We start from the raw sequence: 20356 nt of genomic DNA on the forward strand, positions 1-20356 counted from the left end.
GCCGCGTTTGCACGTGCGCACCGCTATGGGACGATTCACTCGCCTGAAAGGGGGTAGCGGCGAGTGATGTCGGAAGCACGGCCGGGTGGGCGGCGCCAGGGACGCCGCGTGGCCGGACGCTACCAGCTTGAGGAGCAGATCGGCCGGGGTGGCATGGGCGTCGTCTGGCGCGCCCACGACGAGCTTCTGGACCGGGCCGTGGCGGTGAAAGAGGTCCGCTACCCCGGAGACCCGGACGACGACGAGGTGGCCGAGCTCAACCGCCGCACCTTGCGCGAGGCCCGCGCCGCCGGCCGTCTCAGCCACCCGAACGTCGTCGTGGTGCACGACGTCATCGAGGAGGGCGGACGTCCCTGGATCGTCATGCAGCTCATCGAGAGCCGCTCGCTCGGCCAGGTGCTGCGCGAGGATGGGCCGCTGCCGGTCCGCATGGTGGCCGAGATCGGGCTGCAGGTCATGGAGGCGCTGCGCACCGCGCACGCCGCCGGGGTGCTGCACCGCGACGTCAAGCCCGAGAACGTCCTGCTCACCGATGACGGCCGCGTGGTGCTGACCGACTTCGGCATCGCCCGCATGGAGACCGACACGACGATGACCCGCACCGGGCTCGTCGGCACGCCCGCCTTCATCGCGCCCGAGCGGCTGCGCGGATCCCCGGCCCAGCGCGAGTCGGACCTGTGGTCGCTCGGCGCCACGCTGTACGCCGCCGTCGAGGGCCGCCCGCCGCACGACAAGGGCATGGCGATGGCGACCATGCACGCCGTGCTGACCGACGAGCCCGAGCCCGCGCCGCGCGCCGGGCGGCTCGGCCCCGTGCTGCTCGGCCTGCTGGAGAAGAACCCCGCGCGCCGCCTCACGGCCGACCAGGCCGAGCGCCTGCTGCGCGCCATCGCCGAGGACCGTTCCGCCGCGCCGACGTCGAGCATGCAGACGCTGCCCGCCACGCCGCGTCCCGTGCCCGAGACCAGCCCGCCGCGCCGGCGTCCTCGTCAGGACCTTCCTTCGCCGCCGCTCCCCCACCAGGACGACGCGGGGGACGACGCCGCGCCCGCCGGGGAGCAGGACGGGGCGCTGGACCGCGTGCGGGCGCTCCGCCAGGCGCCCGGCCGGCCCGGAAAGTCCGCGCCGAAGTCCGCGCCCGCGACGCCCCCCGCCGGGCCCCCGCCGTCCTCAGGACGCGCCGAGCCCGCCGAGGCCGAGCGTCCGGCGTCCGTCGGCTCCCCCGCCGAGGCCGCCCCCGAGGCCGCACGGAAGCCGGCGCCCGCCGGGGTTTTCCCCTCCTCCGGGGCGGAGGCGGCGGACGGAAAGGGCGTCCGCGGCGGCGAGGGTGACGGCGGCGCGCCGTCCCCGGGCTCCGAAGGCGAGCAGGCCCCGCGGCCCGCCCCGTCGAAGTCCTCCGCCAAGCCGGCGAAGCCCGCCAAGCCCGCCGCGGGTAAGTCCGCCGGGCCGTCCGCGCCGAAGGACGCCGAGGAGGCCCCGCCGTCCCAGGGCTCCGAGCGCCCCAAGGCGCCGCCGGTCACCGGGGCGGTCGCCGCGCCCGTCCAGCCGGTCACGCCCGATGCGCCCGGCCGGAGCGCCGGCCCGGCCCCGTACGGCCCGGAGTCACGGGAGGCCCTGCGGCCGACGCGCGTGCCCCGGCCCGGCGGACGGCCCGAGGCCGAGACCCGCCCCGAGACGCGCAGGCGGCCGTACGGGGACGCCGGCCCCGACAGGGCCGCGGCCGAGGAGGTCGTGGCCCCGGGACCGGGCGTGGCACCGGCGCCGGGCACCGACCGGGCCACGGCCGTCCGGGCCGGGGAGTCGTCGGCGTTCTCGGGTTTCTGGCAGACCGGCCCCGCGCGCGAGGACGGGGACGACGGCCCGCCGAGGCGGCCGCTGCCGGTGGCGCGCATCGTCCTGGTCACCCTCCCGGTCGTGCTGATCGTCGCGGGCGTCGCCCTGTGGCTCGGCCTGCGCGACGCCTCCGACACCCCCGACCCGTCGGCGTCCGGCAAGAACGCCGCGCCCCCGGCCACGAACTCCTCCGCGGGCGCCTCGCCCTCGCAGAGTTCCTCGCCGCCGCCGTCCCCGACCCCGAGCGAGAAGCCCAAGCCGTCGTCCACCCCCAAGCCGGACGAGATCGGTCCGGGGGACGTCCCGGAGGGCTGGCGCAAGCACAAGCACGGCGGGTTCTCCCTCGCGCTGCCCAAGGGCTGGCGCGTGGACGGCAGCGGCAACGGCGAGATCCGGTTCCGCGGGGACTCGCACACCTACCTGGAGGTCCACCACACCTCCAACCCCGAGTCGGACGCGTTGAAGACCTGGCGGCGGGACGTGCCGGGCATGAGCGGCAACTTCCCGGGCTACAAGCTGATCGCGATCCGTGAGGTCAAGGGGTTCTGGAAGACCGCGGCCGACTGGGAGTTCACCTTCGGCGACAGCCGGTTCCGGTCGCGCGTGATCGACCGCGGCTTCGTCACCGACAAGAACAACGGCTACGCGCTGCTCTACAAGACCCAGGACAAGGACTGGAAGAAGAAGAAAAAGCTCTTCGAGAAGCTCGCCGCGACCTTCAAGCCCGCCAAGTAGCGGGCGCGCCGCCGGGCGGCCCGGGGGACCGCGAACCGCGTCTACTCCGTCGGGTCGCGGGCGCCGGTCCCGTGCCCGGCGGTGTCGGGATATGGGACGATCAGTGGCGGGCGACGGGAGGGGTGCGGTGACGTCGGAGACGCAGCGCCGGATCGCCGGCAGGTACCGCCTGCTGGAGGAGATCGGCCGCGGCGGCATGGGCGTGGTCTGGCGCGCCCACGACGAGCTGCTGGACCGCACCGTCGCGGTGAAGGAGGTCCTGCACCACGCGACGAGCGAGCAGGACCGCGCGGCGTTCAACCTGCGGACCGTCCGCGAGGCGCGGGCGGCCGGGCGGCTGGACCACCCCTCGGTGATCGTCGTGCACGACGTCATCGAGGAGGACGGCCGTCCCTGGATCGTCATGCAGCTCGTGCGGTCGCGGTCGCTCGGCCAGGTGCTGCGCGAGGAGGGGGCCCTGTCCCCGCGCCGGGTGGCCGAGATCGGCGCCCAGGTGCTCGACGCGCTGCGGGCCGCGCACGCCGCCGGGGTGCTGCACCGCGACGTCAAGCCGGAGAACGTGCTGATCACCGAGGCCGGCCGGGTCGTCCTGACCGACTTCGGCATCGCCACGATGCCGCAGGAGACGGCGCTGACCACGACCGGAAGCCTGTCGGGCACGCCGGCGTTCCTGCCGCCGGAGCGGCTGCAGGGCCTGCCCGCGATCCCGGAGTCCGACCTGTGGTCCCTCGGGGCGACGCTGTACGCGGCGGTGGAGGGGCGTCCGCCGTTCGACCGGGGCGCGCCCGTGCCGACGATGGCGGCGGTGCTGAACGACGAGCCCGACCCGCCGCGGCGCGCCGGGCCGCTGGTCCCGGTGCTGGAGGGGCTGCTGCGCAAGGACCCCGCCCTGCGCGCGCCCGCCGCCTGGGCCGCGGAGGTGCTGGGCAGGGTGGCCGCAGGCGATCCCGCCGCGAGGGGCCCGGCCGAGGGTTCGTGGCGCTCGACGGCGGCGACCTCGGAGGCCGCGATCCCGTGGGCGGCGCCCGGCCCGCAAGGGTCCCCCGGGCCCTACGGCCCGCAGGGTTCCCAGGCTCCCTATGGCCCGCAAGGGTCCCACGGCCCCTATGGCCCGCAGGGTTCTCACGCTCCCTATGGCCCGCACGGCCCCGGCACCGGTTCGCCGGGGGCGCGCAGGCGGGTGCGGCCGGGAGTGCTGGTGCTGGTGGGCGTGCCGCTGCTGGTGGCGCTCGGCGCGGCCGGGTGGTACGGCTACGGCGTGCTGACCGACGGGCGGGTGACCGTCACGGTCTCCGAGGACGACCGCGGGACCGCCTCTGCCTCCATCCCCTCCCCTACCGCGGGGGACCCGTCGCCGACGGCCTCCGCGACCCCGAAGCCCACGGATCCGCCCGTCACCCCGGCCCCGTCGCCCGCGGCGACCGGCCTGCCGGACGGCTGGCGCACCCATGCCGACCCGCTGGGGTTCCGCATCGCGCTGCCCAAGGGCTGGCGTCCGGTGGACCGTGAGGCCACCCGCGTGTGGTTCCGCCCGAAGGGTTCGCAGACCTATCTTCTGGTCGATCTGACCCGCTGGGGCGAGAGGGACCCGCTGACGGCGCTGCGGACGGTCGAGCGGCAGGCTCTGGGCCAGGAGAGGCTGCCCGGCTACCGGCTGCTGTCGCTGCGCGCGCTCACCCAGAAGGGCCGGGAGGCGGCCGAGTGGGAGTTCACCTGGCGGATGGACGCGGGCGTGGCGCACGTCCGGGACCTCGCCTTCTACGACGCCGACGGCCGCCAGGTCGCGGTGTACCTGCACACGGCCGAGAAGCGATGGGCAGCGGAGTCTGCCTATTTTGACACGTTTGCGGCTAGTTTCCGACCTTCCTGATTTTGCGGGAATGCCCCTTGCCATTTCGGGTAGCTCGGGTTGTATGCCGGAATCCTCCCAGGTCACAGACAGAGTCGTGGCAGGCAGGTACCGTCTGCTGGAGCACATCGGCCGCGGCGGTATGGGCACCGTCTGGCTGGCCCGAGACGAGATCCTCGGCCGCCAGATCGCCGTCAAGGAACTGATCGCGCCGCCCGAACTCACCGGGCCCGAGCGCGAGATCTTCACCGCGCGCACCTTCAGGGAGGCCCGCGCGGCGGGCCGGGTGAGCCACGCGGGCGTCGCCACCGTGTACGACGTCTTCGAGGAGAACGGTCACCCCTGGATCGTCATGCAGTTCGTGCCGTCGGACACCCTGGGCGCGGTGGTCCGCGACCAGGGCCCGCTGCCGCCGGACCGCGTGGCCCGCATCGGCCTTGAGGTGCTCGGCGCGCTGCGCGCCGCCCACAAGGCCGGGGTGCTGCACCGCGACGTCAAGCCCGACAACGTCCTGCTGGACAAGCGGGACGGCCGTGCGGTGCTGACGGACTTCGGCATCGCGATGCTCGACGACGACTCCCCCGTGACGCGGACCGGCACGCTCATCGGCACGCCGGCGTTCATGGCGCCGGAGCGCGCGGAGGGCGGGCAGGCGACGCGCGCCTCGGACCTGTGGTCGCTCGGCGTCACCCTCTACGTGGCGGTGGAGGGCCGCTCGCCCTTCCAGCGCGGCAACCCCCTGGCCACGCTGGGCGCGGTCATGCACGACCCGCCCGCGCCGATGCGCCGGGCCGGCGCGCTGGCCCCGGTGCTCGCCGGGCTGCTGCGCAAGGACCCGGCGCAGAGGCTCACGGCGGCCGAGGCCGAGCGGAGCCTGCGCATGGTGGCCGAGGGACTCCAGCCCGAGCCCACCGCGCCCGCCGCCGTGCCGATCCCGGCGCCCCGGCGTCCGGACAACAGCGGTCCCGTCCCCGTCGCGGCGCCCGCCGCCGCCCCGCGGACCTCCCCCGTGCCGCCGCGGCGGCCCGCCGGAGGGCGCGGCATGGCGGTCGCGGGCCTGACCTCGCTCATCCTGTCGGTGGGCCTGGTGGCGGGCGGGCTGGCGTGGGTGCTGGCCCGCACGCAGCACACCGCCCAGACCCCCGCGGTGTCCCCCACGGTGCGGGTGACGGTGTCGGTCACGCCCACCGCGGAGCCCTCCACGGCGGAGCCGGTGACCAGGCGCTCCTCCGGTGGCACCACCCCGCCGCGGTACGACCCGCCGTCCTCGCAGCCGCGCCGCTCCTCCCCGCAGCCCACCGAGGACAAGCCCAAGCCCGAAAAGACCGACAAGCCGGACAAGAAGGGTCGGCCGAGCCCCTCCCCCAAGCCGACGGGCTCCGGCGACTCCGACGGCGACACGAAGAAGAACGGGCAGGACAACACCGTGCCCCCGGCCGACGGCCTCGACACCCCCCGCGACGACCCCGGAGGGAGCCAGGACGACCCGGGCGGCAGCAACGGCGACGACGCGACGACCGACGGCTCCCAAGCCGAGGGCCACGGCGTCCTCCAGGGCGACCCCGTGACGAAGATCTGACTCAGGACTCCTCGCGCGCGATCTCCAGCGCGCGGGCCAGGTCGGCGGGGTACTCGCTGGTGAACGAGACCCACTCGCCGCCGACGGGGTGCTCGAAGCCCAGCGACACGGCGTGCAGCCACTGGCGGGTCACCCCGAACCGCGCCGCGAGCGTCGGATCGGCGCCGTAGGCCAGGTCCCCCACGCAGGGGTGCCGGGTGGCGGCCATGTGCACCCGGATCTGGTGGGTGCGCCCGGTCTCCAGCTTGATGTCCAGCAGCGAGGCGGCGCGGAACGCCTCGATCGTGTCGTAGTGGGTGACGGACGGCTTGCCGCCCGCGACGACCGCGAACCTGCCGTCCCCGGCCGGGTGCCGGTCGATGGGGGCGTCCACGGTGCCGCGCAGCGGGTCCGGGTGCCCCTGCACCAGCGCGTGGTAGCGCTTGTCGACCGTGCGCTCCTTGAAGGCGCGCTTCAGCCGCGAGTAGGCGACCTCGCTCTTGGCGACCGCCATGACGCCGGTCGTGTTGGCGTCCAGACGGTGCACGATGCCCTGACGCTCGGCGGCGCCGCTGGTGGCGACCTTGTGGCCCGCGCCGAGCAGGCCGCCGAGGACGGTCGGGCCGGTCCACCCGACGGTCGGGTGCGCGGCCACGCCGATCGGCTTGTCGATCACCACGATGTCGTCGTCCTCGTACAGCACGCGCATGCCGGGCACCGGCTCGGCCACGGGCACGGGCGCGGTGGGCGGCGGGGGGATCACGACGTCGAGCCACGCGCCGGCGTGCACGCGGTCGGACTTGGCGGCGGGCGCGCCGTCGACCTGTACGTCGCCCGCGGCGATCAGCTCGGCGGCGCGGGTGCGCGAGAAGCCGAACAGCCGGGCCAGCGCGGCGTCGAGGCGCTCGCCCTCCAGCCCGTCGGGCACCGGGAGGCTTCGCTGCTCAGGCACCGGCCTCACCGTCCCGCTCCGAGGGCTTCACGCTCTCCTGCGGCTCGTCGCCGGCGCGGGTGCCGTCGAGCTGGTGGCCGCGCCAGGCGAGCAGCACGGCGAGAATACCGCCGCAGACGATGCCGGAGTCGGCGACGTTGAACACCGGGAAGTGGCCGGGGAACGTCTCGATCCAGTCGACGACGTGCCCCTGGAAGGGAGCGGGGTAGCGGAAGACGCGGTCGGTCAGGTTGCCGAGCGCGCCGCCGAGGAGCAGGCCGAGAGTGATCGCCCAGGGGAGGCTGCGCAGCCGGCGGGCCGTGCGCAGGATCGCGACCACCACACCCGCGGCGATGACCGTCAAGATGATCGTCATGCCCGTGCCGGCGCCGATGCTGAACGCCGCCCCGGAGTTGCGGATCACGCGCAGTTGCAGCAGGTCGCCGATCAGGCGCAGCGGCTCCTCGCCTTCCAGCTCGGCGACCACAAGCGTCTTGCTGATCAGGTCGAGGGCGTAGACGACGACCGCGACGGCGGCGAGCCAGGCCAGGCGCCGGGCACGCGCGGGCCCCCGGCCGCCGGGGGGGCGGCCCGTGGCGTCCGGCGTCGCGTCCGGCGTCGCGTTCAGCGGCGCTCCTCCCGCTGCTTGCACGACACGCACAGCGTCGCCCTCGGGAACGCCTGAAGGCGTTCCTTGCCGATCGGCTTGTGGCACGATTCGCACACTCCGTAGGTTCCCGCGTCTATGCGGGCGACCGCCCGCTCGTTCTGCGCGATCAGGTCGCGCGCATTCAGGGTAAGGGCGATCTCGCGTTCCCGCTCATAGGTCTTGGCGCCGGCGTCCGCCTGGTCGTCCCCGGCGCTGTCGCTGATGTCGCCCGAGGCGATCTGCGACTCGGCCTTGGCCACCTCGGCGTTGAGCTCCTCGATCTCCCCTTGGAGGCGGTGCTTGACCTCGGCCAGCTCCTGGGTGGTCCAGACGGCGTCGCCGCCCGTCTCGGTGGCGGTCTTGGCCGCCCGCGTCATGCCCGCCATGAAGGTCTCCTCGCCGATGGACCAGATGAACAGTGCGGGAAGCATAGGTCGGCCATTTCGGAAGAACAAACGACGCGCCGACCGTTTACGCCATCCGTAACGCCCTGGCCCTTTCGGTCAATTCCTGGTCGTTGCCGAGGATCTCCACGACCTTATCCCTGCTTGTCGCTCCGCTTACCAGGCGGACGTCCGCCCTGCGGACTCCGAAGGCCGCGGCCAGCGCGCGCAGGGCCGCCTCGGTGGCCCTGCCGTCGACCGCGCGGGCGTTCACCCGCACCACGACGGCCTGGTCACCGTACGCCCCGCCGACGCCCTCGCGCGCCGAGCCCGGCCGTACTCTGATCGCCAGCCTCATGAACGTGTCGGTCCTCTCGCCCGGGTGGGATATCGTTTTAGTTTGCAAGGCGTTGATGGGACGAGTACCTCCGAGCCCACCTCGCAGGAGCGACCCGGGGACGGTGCGAGCCCGGGGCGAGAGCCGGAGGGAATATCACCCGGAGCCGCCGGAAGAACGGCCGAGGCCGGGCCCAGCCCGCCTCCCCGGCTCAGTAGAACCGGCAGCGGCAGACAAGAGTGGGCCTCTTTTCGGGAGATTCTCTCGCAGGAGGTCAAGGAGGGTGGTACCGCGGGGCCTCCGGCCTCGTCCCTCCACGCCATGGAGAAACACTCGCGTGGAGGTCCACCCCTACGATGTCACCTTCCTCACCGTACTTCCGGCCGCTCCCGCCGCAGGCCGACCTGCCCGCCTTCGAGGCCGAGGTGCTCGACCGCTGGCGTGACGGCAAGGTGTTCGAGCGCTCCCTGGAGCAGAACGCCGGCGGGCCGTCCTGGGTGTTCTTCGAAGGGCCGCCCACCGCCAACGGCATGCCCGGCGTCCACCACGTCGAGGCCCGCGTCTTCAAGGACGTCTTCCCCCGCTACAAGTCGATGCGCGGGTTCCACGTCGCGCGCAAGGCCGGGTGGGACTGCCACGGCCTGCCCGTCGAGGTCGCCGTCGAGCGCGAGCTCGGCCTGTCCGGCAAGCCCGAGATCGAGGCGTACGGCATCGCCGAGTTCAACGCCCGCTGCCGGGAGTCGGTGGAGCGCCACGTCGACGCCTTCGAGGCCATGACCGAGCGCATGGGCTACTGGGTCGACATGTCCCAGGCCTACCGCACCATGGACGCCTCCTACGTCGAGGCCGTGTGGTGGTCGCTGAAGGTCATCTGGGACAAGGGGCTGCTGTTCCGCGACTTCCGCATCACGCCGTACTGCCCGCGGTGCGGCACGGGGCTGTCCGACCACGAGCTGGGCCAGCCAGGCGGGTACGAGAACGTCACCAGCCCGTCGGTGTACGTCCGCATGCCGGTCACCTCCGGCCGGTTCCAGGGCGCCGACCTGCTCATCTGGACCACCACGCCGTGGACGCTCGTCTCCAACACCGCCGTCGCCGTCCACCCCGAGGTGACCTACGTCGTCGCCTCCCGGGAGGGCGAGAAGCCGGTCATCGTCGCCGAGCCGCTGGTGGACGCCGCCCTCGGCGACGGCTGGACGGTCACCGAGCGCGTGCCCGGCACGGAGCTGGAGCGCACGCCGTACTCCCGGCCGTTCGACCTGGTCGACATCCCCGGCGCCCACTACGTCGTCCTCGCCGACTACGTCACCGTCGAGGACGGCACCGGCCTGGTCCACCAGGCCCCCGCGTTCGGCGCCGACGACATGACCACCTGCAAGAGGTACGGCCTGCCGGTGGTCAACCCGATCGGCCCCGACGGGCGCTTCCTGCCCACCGTCCCGCAGGTCGGCGGCGCGTTCTTCAAGGACGCCGACGAGCGCCTGACCGAGGACCTGCGCGCGCGCGGCCTGCTGTTCCGCGGCTCGCACTTCGAGCACGCCTACCCGCACTGCTGGCGCTGCCACACCGCGCTGCTGTACTACGCGCTCCCGTCCTGGTACATCCGCACCACCGCCGTCAAGGACCGCCTGCTGGAGGAGAACGCCCGCACCAACTGGTTCCCCTCCACGATCAAGGAGGGCCGGTACGGCGAGTGGCTGCGCAACAACGTCGACTGGGCGCTGTCCCGGTCCCGGTACTGGGGCACGCCGCTGCCGCTGTGGGTGTGCACCGCCGACGAGTCCCACGTCACCTGCGTCGGCTCCCTGAAGGAGCTCGGCGAGCACGCCGGGCGCGACCTGTCCGCCCTGGACCCGCACCGGCCGTTCGTCGACGACGTCGTCCTGCCCTGCCCCGACTGCGGCGCCGAGGCGCGCCGGGTGCCCGACGTCATCGACGCCTGGTACGACTCGGGGTCCATGCCGTTCGCGCAGTGGGGCGCGCCGCACGTCAACCAGGAGACCTTCGAGCAGTCCTACCCCGGCCAGTTCATCTGCGAGGCGCTGGACCAGACGCGCGGCTGGTTCTACTCGCTGATGGCCGTCGGCACGCTGGTGTTCGACCGGTCCTCCTACGAGAACGTGCTGTGCCTGGGCCTGATCCTGGCCGAGGACGGGCGCAAGATGAGCAAGCACCTCGGCAACGTGCTGGAGCCGATCCCCCTGATGGACCAGCACGGCGCCGACGCGCTGCGCTGGTTCATGGCCACCTCGGGATCGCCGTGGGCGCCCCGCCGGGTGGGCCACGCCGCCCTGGAGGAGATCGTCAGGAAGGTCCTGCTGACCTACTGGAACACGACCTCCTTCTTCACGCTGTACGCCGGCGCGGAGTCCTGGTCGCCGTCCGGCCTCGCCGCCGCCCCGGCGTACGCCGACCGGCCGCTGATCGACCGGTGGGCGCTGGCCGAGCTGAACCGCACGGTGGCCGAGGTCACCGAGGCCATGGAGTCCTTCGACACCACCCGGGCCGGGCGGCGGCTCACCGAGTTCCTCGACGACCTGTCCAACTGGTACGTCCGCAGGTCCCGCCGCCGTTTCTGGTCCGGCGACGCCTCCGCGTTCGCCACCCTGTACGAGTCGCTGGAGGTCGTCACCCGGCTGCTCGCCCCGCTGGTGCCGTTCCTGACCGACTACGTGTGGGACGTGCTGCGCGCGCCGGACGCGCCCCCCTCCGTCCACCTGGCCACCTGGCCCGAGGTGAACCGCGAGCTGCTCGACCCGGCGCTGTCGGAGCGGATGGCGCTGGTGCGGCGGCTCGTCGAGCTGGGCAGGTCCGCGCGGGCCGGCAGCGGCGTCAGGACCCGCCAGCCGCTCGGGCGCGCCCTGATCGCCAGCCCCGGCTGGGCGTCGCTCCCCGCGTCGCTGCGCGAGCTCATCGCCGAGGAGCTGAACGTGCAGACCCTGGAGGACCTGTCCTCCTACTCGTCCGACCTGGTGTCCTTCACGGTCAAGCCCAACTTCCGCGCCCTCGGCAAGCGGTTCGGCAGCGCCACCAAGGAGGTCGCGGCGGCCGTGACCGCGGCCGACCCGGCCGAGCTGGCGGCCGTGATCCGGGGCGGCGGGACGGCGACGCTCGCCGTGCACGGGGAAGAGGTCACGCTCGGCGCCGACGACGTCATCGTCACCGAGCAGCCGAAGGCCGGCTGGGCGGTCGAGACCGGCGCCGCCGGGTCGGGCGGCGGCGAGACCGTCGCCCTGGACCTCGCCGTCACGCCCGAGCTGCTGCGGGCCGGGCTGATCCGCGAGGTGATCCGGCTGGTCCAGGACGCCCGCAAGTCCACCGGCCTGTCCATCACCGACCGCATCACCCTGTGGTGGACGGCCTCGGACGAGCTGGCCGAGGCGCTGCGCGCGGACGGCGCCAAGGTCGCCGAGGAGGTCCTCGCCACGACGATGACCGAGGGCACCCCCGGCACCGCCCTCCCCACCCACCACGACCCCGACCTCGGTCTCAGCTTCCACCTGTCCCGCGCGTCGTCCTGACCCCGGAGAAAGGCGCCCGTGAGCGCCGCACAAAGAAAGGGCCCCGGAACCACTCCGGGGCCCTTTTTCATGCCCTCATCCCCCACGAGACCGCAAACCGGGCCCCGCCTTTCTCCGCGACCGCCCCGCCGGGCCGTACAAGAAGATCACTGACCGACCCAGGGAGGCTCGCGTGTCGCGAGAACGGAAACCTCACACGCCGGACGACCACACGCAGCCGAAAGGCCGGCGCCGGCGATCGGCGCGCGGCCGCTGGACGGCCGCCGCCATCGCCGTAGCCCTGACAATGGCGACCCCCACCACCCCCGCGGCCGCCGATCAGCAACCACGTCAGTTCCTCTACGTGGCGGCCGAGTCGGAGGTGGTCGTGATCGACACCGAAACCGATACGCCCACCGCCGGCGTGCCGGTCGAAAATCCCGGATCCCTCGTGATCACGCCCGACGGCCGCCACGTCTACGCGGCCGGCTCCAAGGGGATGGTGATAGCGATCGACACCGCGACCAATACCGTCACCCGCCCCATTCCGGTCGCCCCGGCTCCGTCTTCGATGGCGATCACCCCGGACGGGGCCAGGCTCTACGTCGCCCACAACGCGTCGGACATCGTGACGGTCATCGACACATCCACGAACACCGTCATCGCCGTCGTCCCCGTAGGCGGCCACCCCGACGATGTGGCCGTCACCCCTGACAGCCGCCGCGTCTATGTGACCAATACGAACGCGAATTCGGTATCCGTGATAGACACCGCCACCAGCACGATCGCCGCCACCATCCCCTTGGGGGATCTCCCCAAAGGCGTGGCGATCACTCCGGACGGCCACAAGGCCTATGTGGCCTGCTCAGGATCGGTGGCGGTGATAGACACCACCACGGAGACCGTCGCCGCCACGATAAAAGACGCGCCCTCGGACAATCCCCCGATGGTCAGTCCGGACGGCACCCGTGTGTACGTCGCGGCTTGGCGTGGCCTCCTGTCGGTCATCGAGACCGCGACCGACACGGTCATGTCCACCATCAGAACAGCGGTGGAGGCCAGGGCCATGGCGATCACGCCGGACGGTTTCCGGCTCTACGTCGCGTCCTGGATCGGCGTCACCCAGGTGATCGACACGGCTACCAACCAGGTCCTCGCCGACATCATCCCTACCGGTTGGCCTCCGCGTATGCAGATCACGCCGGACGGCTCCCGGCTCTACATCGGCGCATCGTCCTGGCCCCTGCTGGCGGCCGTCGACACGAAGCTCAACCGCCTGGTCAATATCTTGAATGTCGGAAGAGTCTACGGAGGGATGGCGATCACTCCCGCCCCGCCAAAGGTGAAGACGTCGGTGAGCCTGACCGCCTCGCCCGACCCGGTGACGGCCGGCACCTTCGTCACCCTCACGGCCACCGTCACCGAGACACCGGCTCCGGCGAAGGCGGCCGGACGCCTGTCATCCACCCCCACGGGAAACGTGACCTTCTTCGACTACACGGCCACCCTCGGCGTGATCCCCCTGACCAACGGCACGGCCGCCTTCAGCACCTCAGCCCTTACGCCAGGCCCGCACAGGATCACCGCCCGCTACAACGGCGACGACTCACACACCGCCTCCCGAACTCCTCCTTTCATCCTCATGATCACGCCACCCGCCCCCGATACCCCGCCCTGCGCCGAACCCATCGAAGGGGAGGAACCCCGGCCCTGTCCTCAGAAATTGCACAAAAGGGACCAGCATCCCAGAAGCCCACACAAGCGACACCAATCCTGCTCAGCAAGCCACCGAAAACCGCCGTGCCATCACACGGGACGGTGACGGCTCGCGCGGCTCAGCGGCTCCGAACCGTTCCGGCGCCCTCCCTGGCCTCCCTCGCGGGCCAGGGGAATGCCGGCCATCACACCGCGCTCCTTCATCGGACGCGGCACAGGCCGACGATCTCCACCTACGATCGCCGAAGCCTCACACGCGGTGGCCGTGACGCCGGACCGGAACCAGGTTCCAGCCGGTTATGCGAAGGATATCTTTTCTATGTAATTTCACTATGGTCAGGGAATATCGATCGGCGGACAATCGCGGGCGTCGAAGACTTCGACATGCGCCCCGTGATTGGAGATCGCGTGCGTAGAACTCTTCTGTCACTCACGGCCGTCCTGGCGGCCACCGTCGCGTTATCCCCGCTCGCACCCGCGCGGGCCACACCCACGGCGCCCGCCGCCGCGTCCGGTGAGATCGCCTGGACGCCGTGCCCGCGCAACCCCGCCGCCGAGTGCGGCACGCTCACCGTGCCGGTGGACTGGGAGGACCCCGGCGGGCCGACGTTCAAGCTGGCCGTGGCCAGGCTCAAGGCCACCGACCCCGCGGCCAGGATCGGCACGCTGCTGTTCAACCTCGGCGGACCCGGCGTCTCCGGGGTCACCTACACGCAGTTCGGGAACACCTTCAGCCCCGAGGTGCAACGCCGGTTCGACGTCGTGGGCTTCGACCCCCGCGGCGTGGAGGGCAGCAGCCCCGTCAAGTGCTCGTTACCGATCCTGACCCAGTTCCCCGACCCGCTCATCAAGAACCAGGCGGAGTTCGACTCCTGGCTCGACTACAGCACGCGGTTCCGCGCCGACTGCCGCGCCCGGACCGGACCGGTGTTCGACCACGTCGACAGCGTCAGCGTGGCCCGGGACATGGACGCGATCCGCGCCGCGCTCGGCGAGCAGAAGATCACCTACTACGGCCTCTCCTACGGCACGCTGATCGGCCAGATGTACGCCGAGCTGTTCCCCCGGCGGATCCGCGCCCTCGTCCTGGACAGCAATGAGGACCACAGCCTGAGCACCGGCCCCTACCTCGCCTCCTGGGCCGCGAACGTCCAGGACTCCTTCGACGAGTTCGTGAAGTGGTGCGGCACCGAGACCCGCTGCGCGCTGCACGGCAAGGACGTACGCGCGCTCTGGACCAGCCTGCTGGAACGCGCCGACCGCGGTGAGATCCGCAACCCGAGCTCCCCGAGCAGGCCGCTCACCAGGATGGACGTGATCCGCAGCGCCTTCCGAGCGGGCTACGGGCCCACGTGGTACGAACTCGCCACCCTGCTCGCCGCCCTCGATGCGGGCTCGCGTCCACCCGCCTCGACGGCCACCCTCACGCGCGCGGCGACCGGCACACAGACGAACCCGTTCCAGGCGGCGACCAACGATCCTAAGACGGACACGGATGCGCGCCAGGCGGCGGCCGAGGATCCGGCAGTCAGCTACCCCAACCTGATCTTCTGCGCGGACTTCCGCTGGCCGATCCGCGACTACAAGGAGTACGCCAAGCACCTCCGTCGCGCCCAAGCCGTCGCGCCGGACATGGGGATCGTCCCGACCAGCCTGACGCTCACCGGCATATGCCTGTCCGCGCCGGACCCGATCCCGAACCCCCAGCACCGCCTGCGCGTGAAGGGCACGCCGCCCCTGCTGCTCGCCAACGCCCTGCACGACCCGGCCACCGGCTACCTCTGGGCACTGAACTCCGCCGCCCAGATCGGCAAGGAGGCACGCCTGCTCACCTACGAGGGCTGGGGCCACGGCGTCTATGGCCGCAGTGAGTGCACCACGACCGCGATCGACCGCTACCTGATCTCGGTACGCCCGCCCGCCCCCGGCACCCGCTGCCCCGCCATACCCCCGGTACCTCCCAAGGCCGCGAGCGGCCTGTCCGACGGCCGACCCGCACCATGGCCGCCCCTCTCGGACCTGCTCCCGTCTGACCGCTGACCTCTCGTATCGTCCACACACCCGGAATCCCGCCATCGACAGTCGGCGTCCCGCCGTAGAGAAGGGCTCCGGACAAGTCCGGAGCCCTTGACTTTGTAGATCAACTAAATGCGTACTGATCGCCGGCGTCGCGGGACGCCACTCGTCGCCACCGGTGGGCCGTCGCCGGGGTGGTCGGGCTAGCAGCCGCCCTGGTTGTACACCCGGAAGACGTTGTTCCAGCGGCCGAGGTGCTTCACGGCGCCTGCGGGGACGCAGTACGTCTGGTTGGAGCTCCAGATGTAGGTGACGTAGATCTTCTCGGCGGCGCCCGAGCAGTTCCGGTACTGGGCGGCGTCCTCGTCGCGGTACAGGCCGCAGGCGGCCCTGCCGGCGGCGACGTCGCCGGCCGCCGCGGTGGCCGCGGCGCCGGCGGCGGGCAGGCCGGTCGCGATGGAAAGGGCCAGGGTCAGCGCGGCCCATCGCGCCGTGCCGGTCCTGCCGGCGTGGCGCGACTTGTCCGTCCCGCTCGTGTGGCGTGCCGTGTTCGTCCTGCCCATGTGCCGAGCCTTGCTGGTCTTGCTCATGTGGGATCTCCTCTCGTGGCGTTCGCGCCGGGGCGGTCTCGTCCGGGGTGACCGTCCGCCGGCCCTTCGTCGTCGTGGTGCGCCGCTCGCGTCTCGGCCGGTCACCACGCTCGAACGTCAGCCAAGCCGGGCCGTCCAGGTGTCCAACAGAGCCTCGGACGGACTCGTCCGGAATCGATCCACCCTGCGCCCACGGCCGGACAGCGGAGGGTAATCGTTTGTACACTGTCGGACACGACGAGCGGCGGGGTGGGCCGGACGGCCCGGTTCGGAAGAGGACGGGCCTGAGAAGCGATGAGCACGGAGCCGGGTGGCGGCAGGGCGCACCGGACGGCCGGTGAGGCGTACGACGCCGCGGTCGGCCAGGTGACCCGTCACGAGGAGCTGGTGAGGCTTCTGGCCGAGGAGTTCGCGCGCGCCGACGTGTCGCTGCGGGAGCTGCAGACCAGGGCGGACAGGGCGGGCGGCACCCGGCTGCCCCGGGCCACCTGCTCGGACATGCTCGCGGGGCGGCGCTTCCCCAAGAAGGCGGTGATGGTGGCGTTCCTGCGCGCGTGCCGCGTGCCCGAGGAGCGGCTACCCGCCTGGGAACGGGCCTGGGAACGGGTCCGGATCGCCCACCTGCCCGCCGCCTATGGAACGAACCGGACGTTCAACCTCAGCGGAGGCATCGAGTCCGCCACGTCTACGTCGGAACAGGCCCCTACCGAACCGGTCCGAACGGAGCCGCCCCAGGCCGAAGCAGCCCGCACGGGACCGCCTCCGACCGACCCCACCCGCGCAAGAGCGCATCCGACCGAACCGGCCCCGGCGAAACCGGCGCGGGCGCGGCCCGCCCGCGTTCGCGGTTCGCTACGCCGGAGGCTCGTGGCGGTGCTGTGTGTGGTCGCCGCGATGGTGATCCTTGTCGCGGGGGCCGTCGTGTGGAAGGCGCTGCACGGCGTCACCGACGACGGGCGGGCGTTCGGGCCCGGTGGGTCGAGCCGGTTCACGATCAAGATCGATCCGGCGAACGGCGGCGTGCGGCTGATCCGCCGCCTGGACGCCAACGTGCCCTGGCAGCGTGCCGCCATCAGCGTGGACGGCGTCCGGGCCGGTGAATGGAAGCCCTTGCGCGGCGGCACCTACGGGTGGCTGGACCAGAGCGTCGACATCCCGCCGGCGCTGACCGAAGGCCGAAGTTCGCTCACCCTGACCAACACGTTCGTGTCCTCCGTCTGGGACTTCAACGAGTTCTTCTACCTCGCCCAGCAGAAGATCAACGGAGCCTGGTCGACCGCCGACACCCTCGACGTCGGCAACGCTCGCAGCGAGGCCGCCCACGGCTACCACATCACCCGCGAGACCTTCCACGGCACCCGGACCTTCGACTATCCCCCCTCAGGCCGACATATCGGCTGATCACCCCGCGGAGCGACGTCCCCGTCACCCGCCCGTACGCCCGTGGCGCCGGCCCCTCACACCCGTCACCCACGCGTACCCAGAGGAGAGAGCGATGCGATCGTCTCGCCACCCCATGCTGCTCGCCGCCGCCCTGACCGCGGCCACCTTGCCCGTCGTTCCCGCCGAGGCCGCCGTGCGCGCCGGCTCCGTTCCCGCCGAGGCCACCGCGCCCGCAGCCTCCCTTCCCGCCGCACACATCCCGCCCAGCGCTTTCCTTCCGGCCAAGGCCACCGCACCGGTCGCCCCGGTGCCGGCCGTGGCGACGGTGCGACCCGTGGCCGCGATCACCGCCGACTTCCCGGACCCCGACGTGGTCCGCGCCGGGTCCACCTTGTACGCCTACTCCACCAGCGGCTCGGCGGGGACGGTTCCCGTCGCGAGCGCGCCGTCGGCCACCGGGCCGTGGACGATGCGCGGGGACGCCCTGCCCGGCAAGCCCTCCTGGGCGGGTGAGGGAGGATTCTGGGCGCCCGACGTGTCCCGGCGCGCGGACGGGCGGTATCTCATGTACTTCACCGCGCCCAGCGCCGCGGCCGGGCGGATGTGCGTCGGCGCCGCCCTCTCCCCCGGCCCGCTCGGCCCGTTCCGGCCGCTGGGCGACGGCCCGCTCGTCTGCGACGCTCGCGAGGGCGGCGACATCGACCCGGCGAGCTTCGTCGACGCCGACGGGAAGCGGTACCTGCTCTACAAGAACGACGGGAACGCGCTGACCCCTCACGCCCCTTCGATCATCTGGCTGCAGGAGGTGCGCGCCGACGGCGTGACCTTCGCCGGCCCGCGCCGGGAATTGATCCGCAACGACCGTCCCGACGAGCAGGGCGTGATCGAGGCGCCCGTCCTGGTGGGACGCCCCGACCGGTACGTGCTCTTCTACGCGGGTGGCTCCTACACCGGCGACCGCTACTTCACCGGCTACGCCACGTCCGCCACGCTCGCGGGTCCGTTCGCCAAGGCGGGGCAGCCGCTGATGACGACCGGCGGCCTCGGCGGAGCGGTTCAGGGCCCGGGCGGCGCCGACGTGCTCGGTGAGCGCATCTTCTTCCACGGCTGGGCGGGCAAGGTGCGCTGGATGTACACGGCAGAGCTGGGCTGGGTGAACGGCAAACCGGTCCTCCGGTAAGGCGGTTTTCGGCACGGGACCGTGCGATCAGCCGATGGTTCCATCGATCACAATTCACGCGGAGTGGATTTGATCTAGTAGTCGTATTCTTGCGGATTTGGCACACTTTGTTCAGCTTGACGATCTCGACCCGCTTCGCAGAGCCGAATAGTGGAGGTCAGTGTTGATCATTGGTGTGCTCAGGGAGTCGCCCCCGGGCGAGGCTCGCGTGGCGGCGACGCCCGCGAGCGTTGTGGAACTGGTCAAACTGGGCTACGAGGTGGTGGTGGAGCAGGGTGCCGGTCTGGCCGCATCGTTCTCCGACGACGCGTACGTGAAGGCCGGCGCCGTCATCGGAGACGCGCTGGCGGCCGACATCGTGTTCACCATAAATCCGCCGCCGGTCGAGCGACTGGACCAACTGTCCAGAGGCGCCATGTTGATCAGCATGCTGAATCCGCGCCTTGACCCTAATATGGTCGAGGACCTTTCCCGGCGGCCGATCACGGCGCTGGCGATGGACGCCGTACCGCGGATCTCGCGGGCGCAATCGCTGGACGTCCTGTCATCGATGGCCAACATCGCCGGCTACCGCGCGGTCGTGGAGGCCGCGCACGTGTTCGGCCGGTTCTTCACCGGCCAGGTGACCGCGGCGGGCAAGGTCCCGCCGGCCAAGGTGCTCGTCGCCGGGGCGGGCGTCGCGGGCCTGGCGGCGATCGGTACCGCCGGCAACCTGGGCGCGATCGTGCGGGCGACGGACCCGCGGCCGGAGGTGGCCGATCAGGTCAGGTCGCTGGGCGGCGAGTACCTGGCCATCGAGACGGCGGACGTGGAGGTGTCCGCGACCGGCTACGCCAAGGAGATGTCGGACGACTACAACCAGCGCGCCGCGCGACTGTACGCCCAGCAGGCCACGGACGTCGACATCATCATCACCACGGCCCTCATCCCCGGCAAGCCGGCGCCGCGCCTGATCACCGCCGAGATGGTGGCGAGCATGAGACCGGGCAGCGTGATCGTCGACATGGCCGCGGCCAACGGGGGAAACGTCGAGGGCACCGTCCCGGGTGAGGCGGTGGTCACCGGCAACGGAGTGACGATCATCGGCTACACCGACCTGGTGGGGCGTCTGCCGGCGCAGGCGTCGCAGATGCACGGCACCAACCTGGTGAACCTGATGAAGCTGATGACACCGGACCGGGACGGCCGGTGCGTGCTCGATTTCGAGGACGTCGTGCAACGCTCGATCACCGTCGTACGCGACGGCGAGCTGACCTGGCCGCCCCCGCCGGTGCCGGTGTCCGCGACGCCCGCGGCGACGAAGCCCTCCGCCGCTCCTTCGACCGCCCCACCCGAACCGCAGGAGAAACGACGGGCCTTCGGGCGATGGCGGTGGGCGCTGGTCGGGTCGGCCGCGCTGTTCGCGGTCACGGCGCTGGCGCCGGCCGCCCTGCGGGGGCATCTCACGATCTTCGCACTGGCGATCGTCATCGGCTACTACGTGATCGGGCACGTGCACCACGCTCTGCACACACCGCTGATGTCGGTGACCAACGCGATCTCGGGGATCATCGTCGTCGGCGCCCTGCTGCAACTCGGGCACGGCGGCAACGTCGTGACCGCGTTGGCGTTCGTGGCGATCCTGGTCGCCAGCATCAACGTCTTCGGCGGCTTCGCGGTGACCCGCCGCATGCTCGCCATGTTCTCCAGGAGTTGA

Annotated in this window: 14 protein-coding genes; 9 read left to right on the top strand and 5 right to left on the bottom strand. The window is 72.1% G+C overall.

The window, feature by feature from the left end; genetic code table 11:
- Nucleotides 1-108 precede the first annotated feature (108 nt).
- The 3 genes from BJ982_RS31310 to BJ982_RS38715 all read left to right on the top strand — a co-directional run bounded on the left by BJ982_RS31310 (nt 109) and on the right by BJ982_RS38715 (nt 5996).
- The gene (locus BJ982_RS31310) at nt 109-2568 is read left to right on the top strand and encodes a serine/threonine-protein kinase (protein WP_184886016.1); all 2460 of its coding nucleotides are present in this window, start codon (nt 109-111) and stop codon (nt 2566-2568) included.
- Nucleotides 2569-2695: 127 nt separating this feature from the next.
- Nucleotides 2696-4438: a serine/threonine-protein kinase gene (locus BJ982_RS40705; protein WP_184886018.1), complete on the top strand. Its 1743-nt coding sequence runs from the start codon at nt 2696-2698 to the stop codon at nt 4436-4438.
- 76 nt (nt 4439-4514) lie between these two features.
- Complete coding sequence (locus tag BJ982_RS38715) at nt 4515-5996, top strand: serine/threonine-protein kinase (RefSeq protein ID WP_203959417.1); 1482 nt, start codon at nt 4515-4517, stop codon at nt 5994-5996.
- A gap of 1 nt (nt 5997) precedes the next feature.
- On the opposite strand, the gene BJ982_RS31325 is transcribed toward BJ982_RS38715, so the two are convergent.
- From BJ982_RS31325 to BJ982_RS31340, 4 genes are all read right to left on the bottom strand, one after another.
- Nucleotides 5998-6927 carry an RluA family pseudouridine synthase gene (locus tag BJ982_RS31325; RefSeq protein WP_184886020.1) on the bottom strand — a complete coding sequence of 310 codons (930 nt, stop codon included), beginning with the start codon at nt 6925-6927 and terminating at the stop codon, nt 5998-6000.
- Nucleotides 6920-7567, bottom strand: coding sequence for a signal peptidase II (lspA, locus tag BJ982_RS31330; protein WP_307784662.1), 648 nt, complete (start codon nt 7565-7567; stop codon nt 6920-6922). The genes BJ982_RS31325 and lspA overlap by 8 nt, the downstream gene beginning before the upstream one ends.
- Nucleotides 7531-7932 (bottom strand): TraR/DksA family transcriptional regulator, encoded by a 402-nt coding sequence (locus BJ982_RS31335; RefSeq protein ID WP_184889588.1) that lies wholly within the window; start codon nt 7930-7932, stop codon nt 7531-7533. Before BJ982_RS31335 ends, lspA begins: the two co-directional genes overlap by 37 nt.
- Nucleotides 7933-8026: 94 nt before the next feature.
- Entirely contained in the window at nt 8027-8296 is a 270-nt protein-coding gene (locus BJ982_RS31340) for a DUF167 domain-containing protein (protein WP_184886024.1), read from the bottom strand.
- Between the two features lie 335 nt (nt 8297-8631).
- Between BJ982_RS31340 and ileS the strand changes: the two genes are divergently transcribed.
- The 3 genes from ileS (at nt 8632) to BJ982_RS31355 (ending at nt 15531) form a co-directional block, all read left to right on the top strand.
- Entirely contained in the window at nt 8632-11796 is a 3165-nt protein-coding gene (gene ileS, locus BJ982_RS31345) for an isoleucine--tRNA ligase (protein ID WP_184886026.1), read from the top strand.
- Between the two features lie 172 nt (nt 11797-11968).
- Nucleotides 11969-13597, top strand: coding sequence for an Ig-like domain repeat protein (locus tag BJ982_RS31350; RefSeq protein ID WP_184886027.1), 1629 nt, complete (start codon nt 11969-11971; stop codon nt 13595-13597).
- Nucleotides 13598-13899: 302 nt separating this feature from the next.
- Nucleotides 13900-15531 carry an alpha/beta fold hydrolase gene (locus BJ982_RS31355; RefSeq protein WP_203959416.1) on the top strand — a complete coding sequence of 544 codons (1632 nt, stop codon included), beginning with the start codon at nt 13900-13902 and terminating at the stop codon, nt 15529-15531.
- A 179-nt stretch (nt 15532-15710) separates the two neighbouring features.
- Here BJ982_RS31355 and BJ982_RS31360 read toward each other — a convergent pair whose 3' ends face one another.
- Nucleotides 15711-16097 carry a DUF6355 family natural product biosynthesis protein gene (locus tag BJ982_RS31360; protein ID WP_184886031.1) on the bottom strand — a complete coding sequence of 129 codons (387 nt, stop codon included), beginning with the start codon at nt 16095-16097 and terminating at the stop codon, nt 15711-15713.
- 294 nt (nt 16098-16391) lie between these two features.
- Here BJ982_RS31360 and BJ982_RS31365 point away from each other — a divergent pair, with 294 nt between their 5' ends.
- The 3 genes from BJ982_RS31365 to BJ982_RS31375 all read left to right on the top strand — a co-directional run bounded on the left by BJ982_RS31365 (nt 16392) and on the right by BJ982_RS31375 (nt 20356).
- Entirely contained in the window at nt 16392-17498 is a 1107-nt protein-coding gene (locus BJ982_RS31365) for a hypothetical protein (protein WP_184886033.1), read from the top strand.
- Nucleotides 17499-17592: 94 nt separating this feature from the next.
- Complete coding sequence (locus BJ982_RS31370; protein WP_184886035.1) at nt 17593-18660, top strand: glycoside hydrolase family 43 protein; 1068 nt, start codon at nt 17593-17595, stop codon at nt 18658-18660.
- A gap of 160 nt (nt 18661-18820) precedes the next feature.
- On the top strand, nt 18821-20356 hold the full coding sequence (locus tag BJ982_RS31375; RefSeq protein ID WP_239123654.1) for a Re/Si-specific NAD(P)(+) transhydrogenase subunit alpha: 1536 nt from the start codon (nt 18821-18823) through the stop codon (nt 20354-20356).

It is taken from the genome of Sphaerisporangium siamense (assembly GCF_014205275.1).
In the GTDB taxonomy this organism is placed as follows: Bacteria; Actinomycetota; Actinomycetes; order Streptosporangiales; family Streptosporangiaceae; genus Sphaerisporangium; species Sphaerisporangium siamense.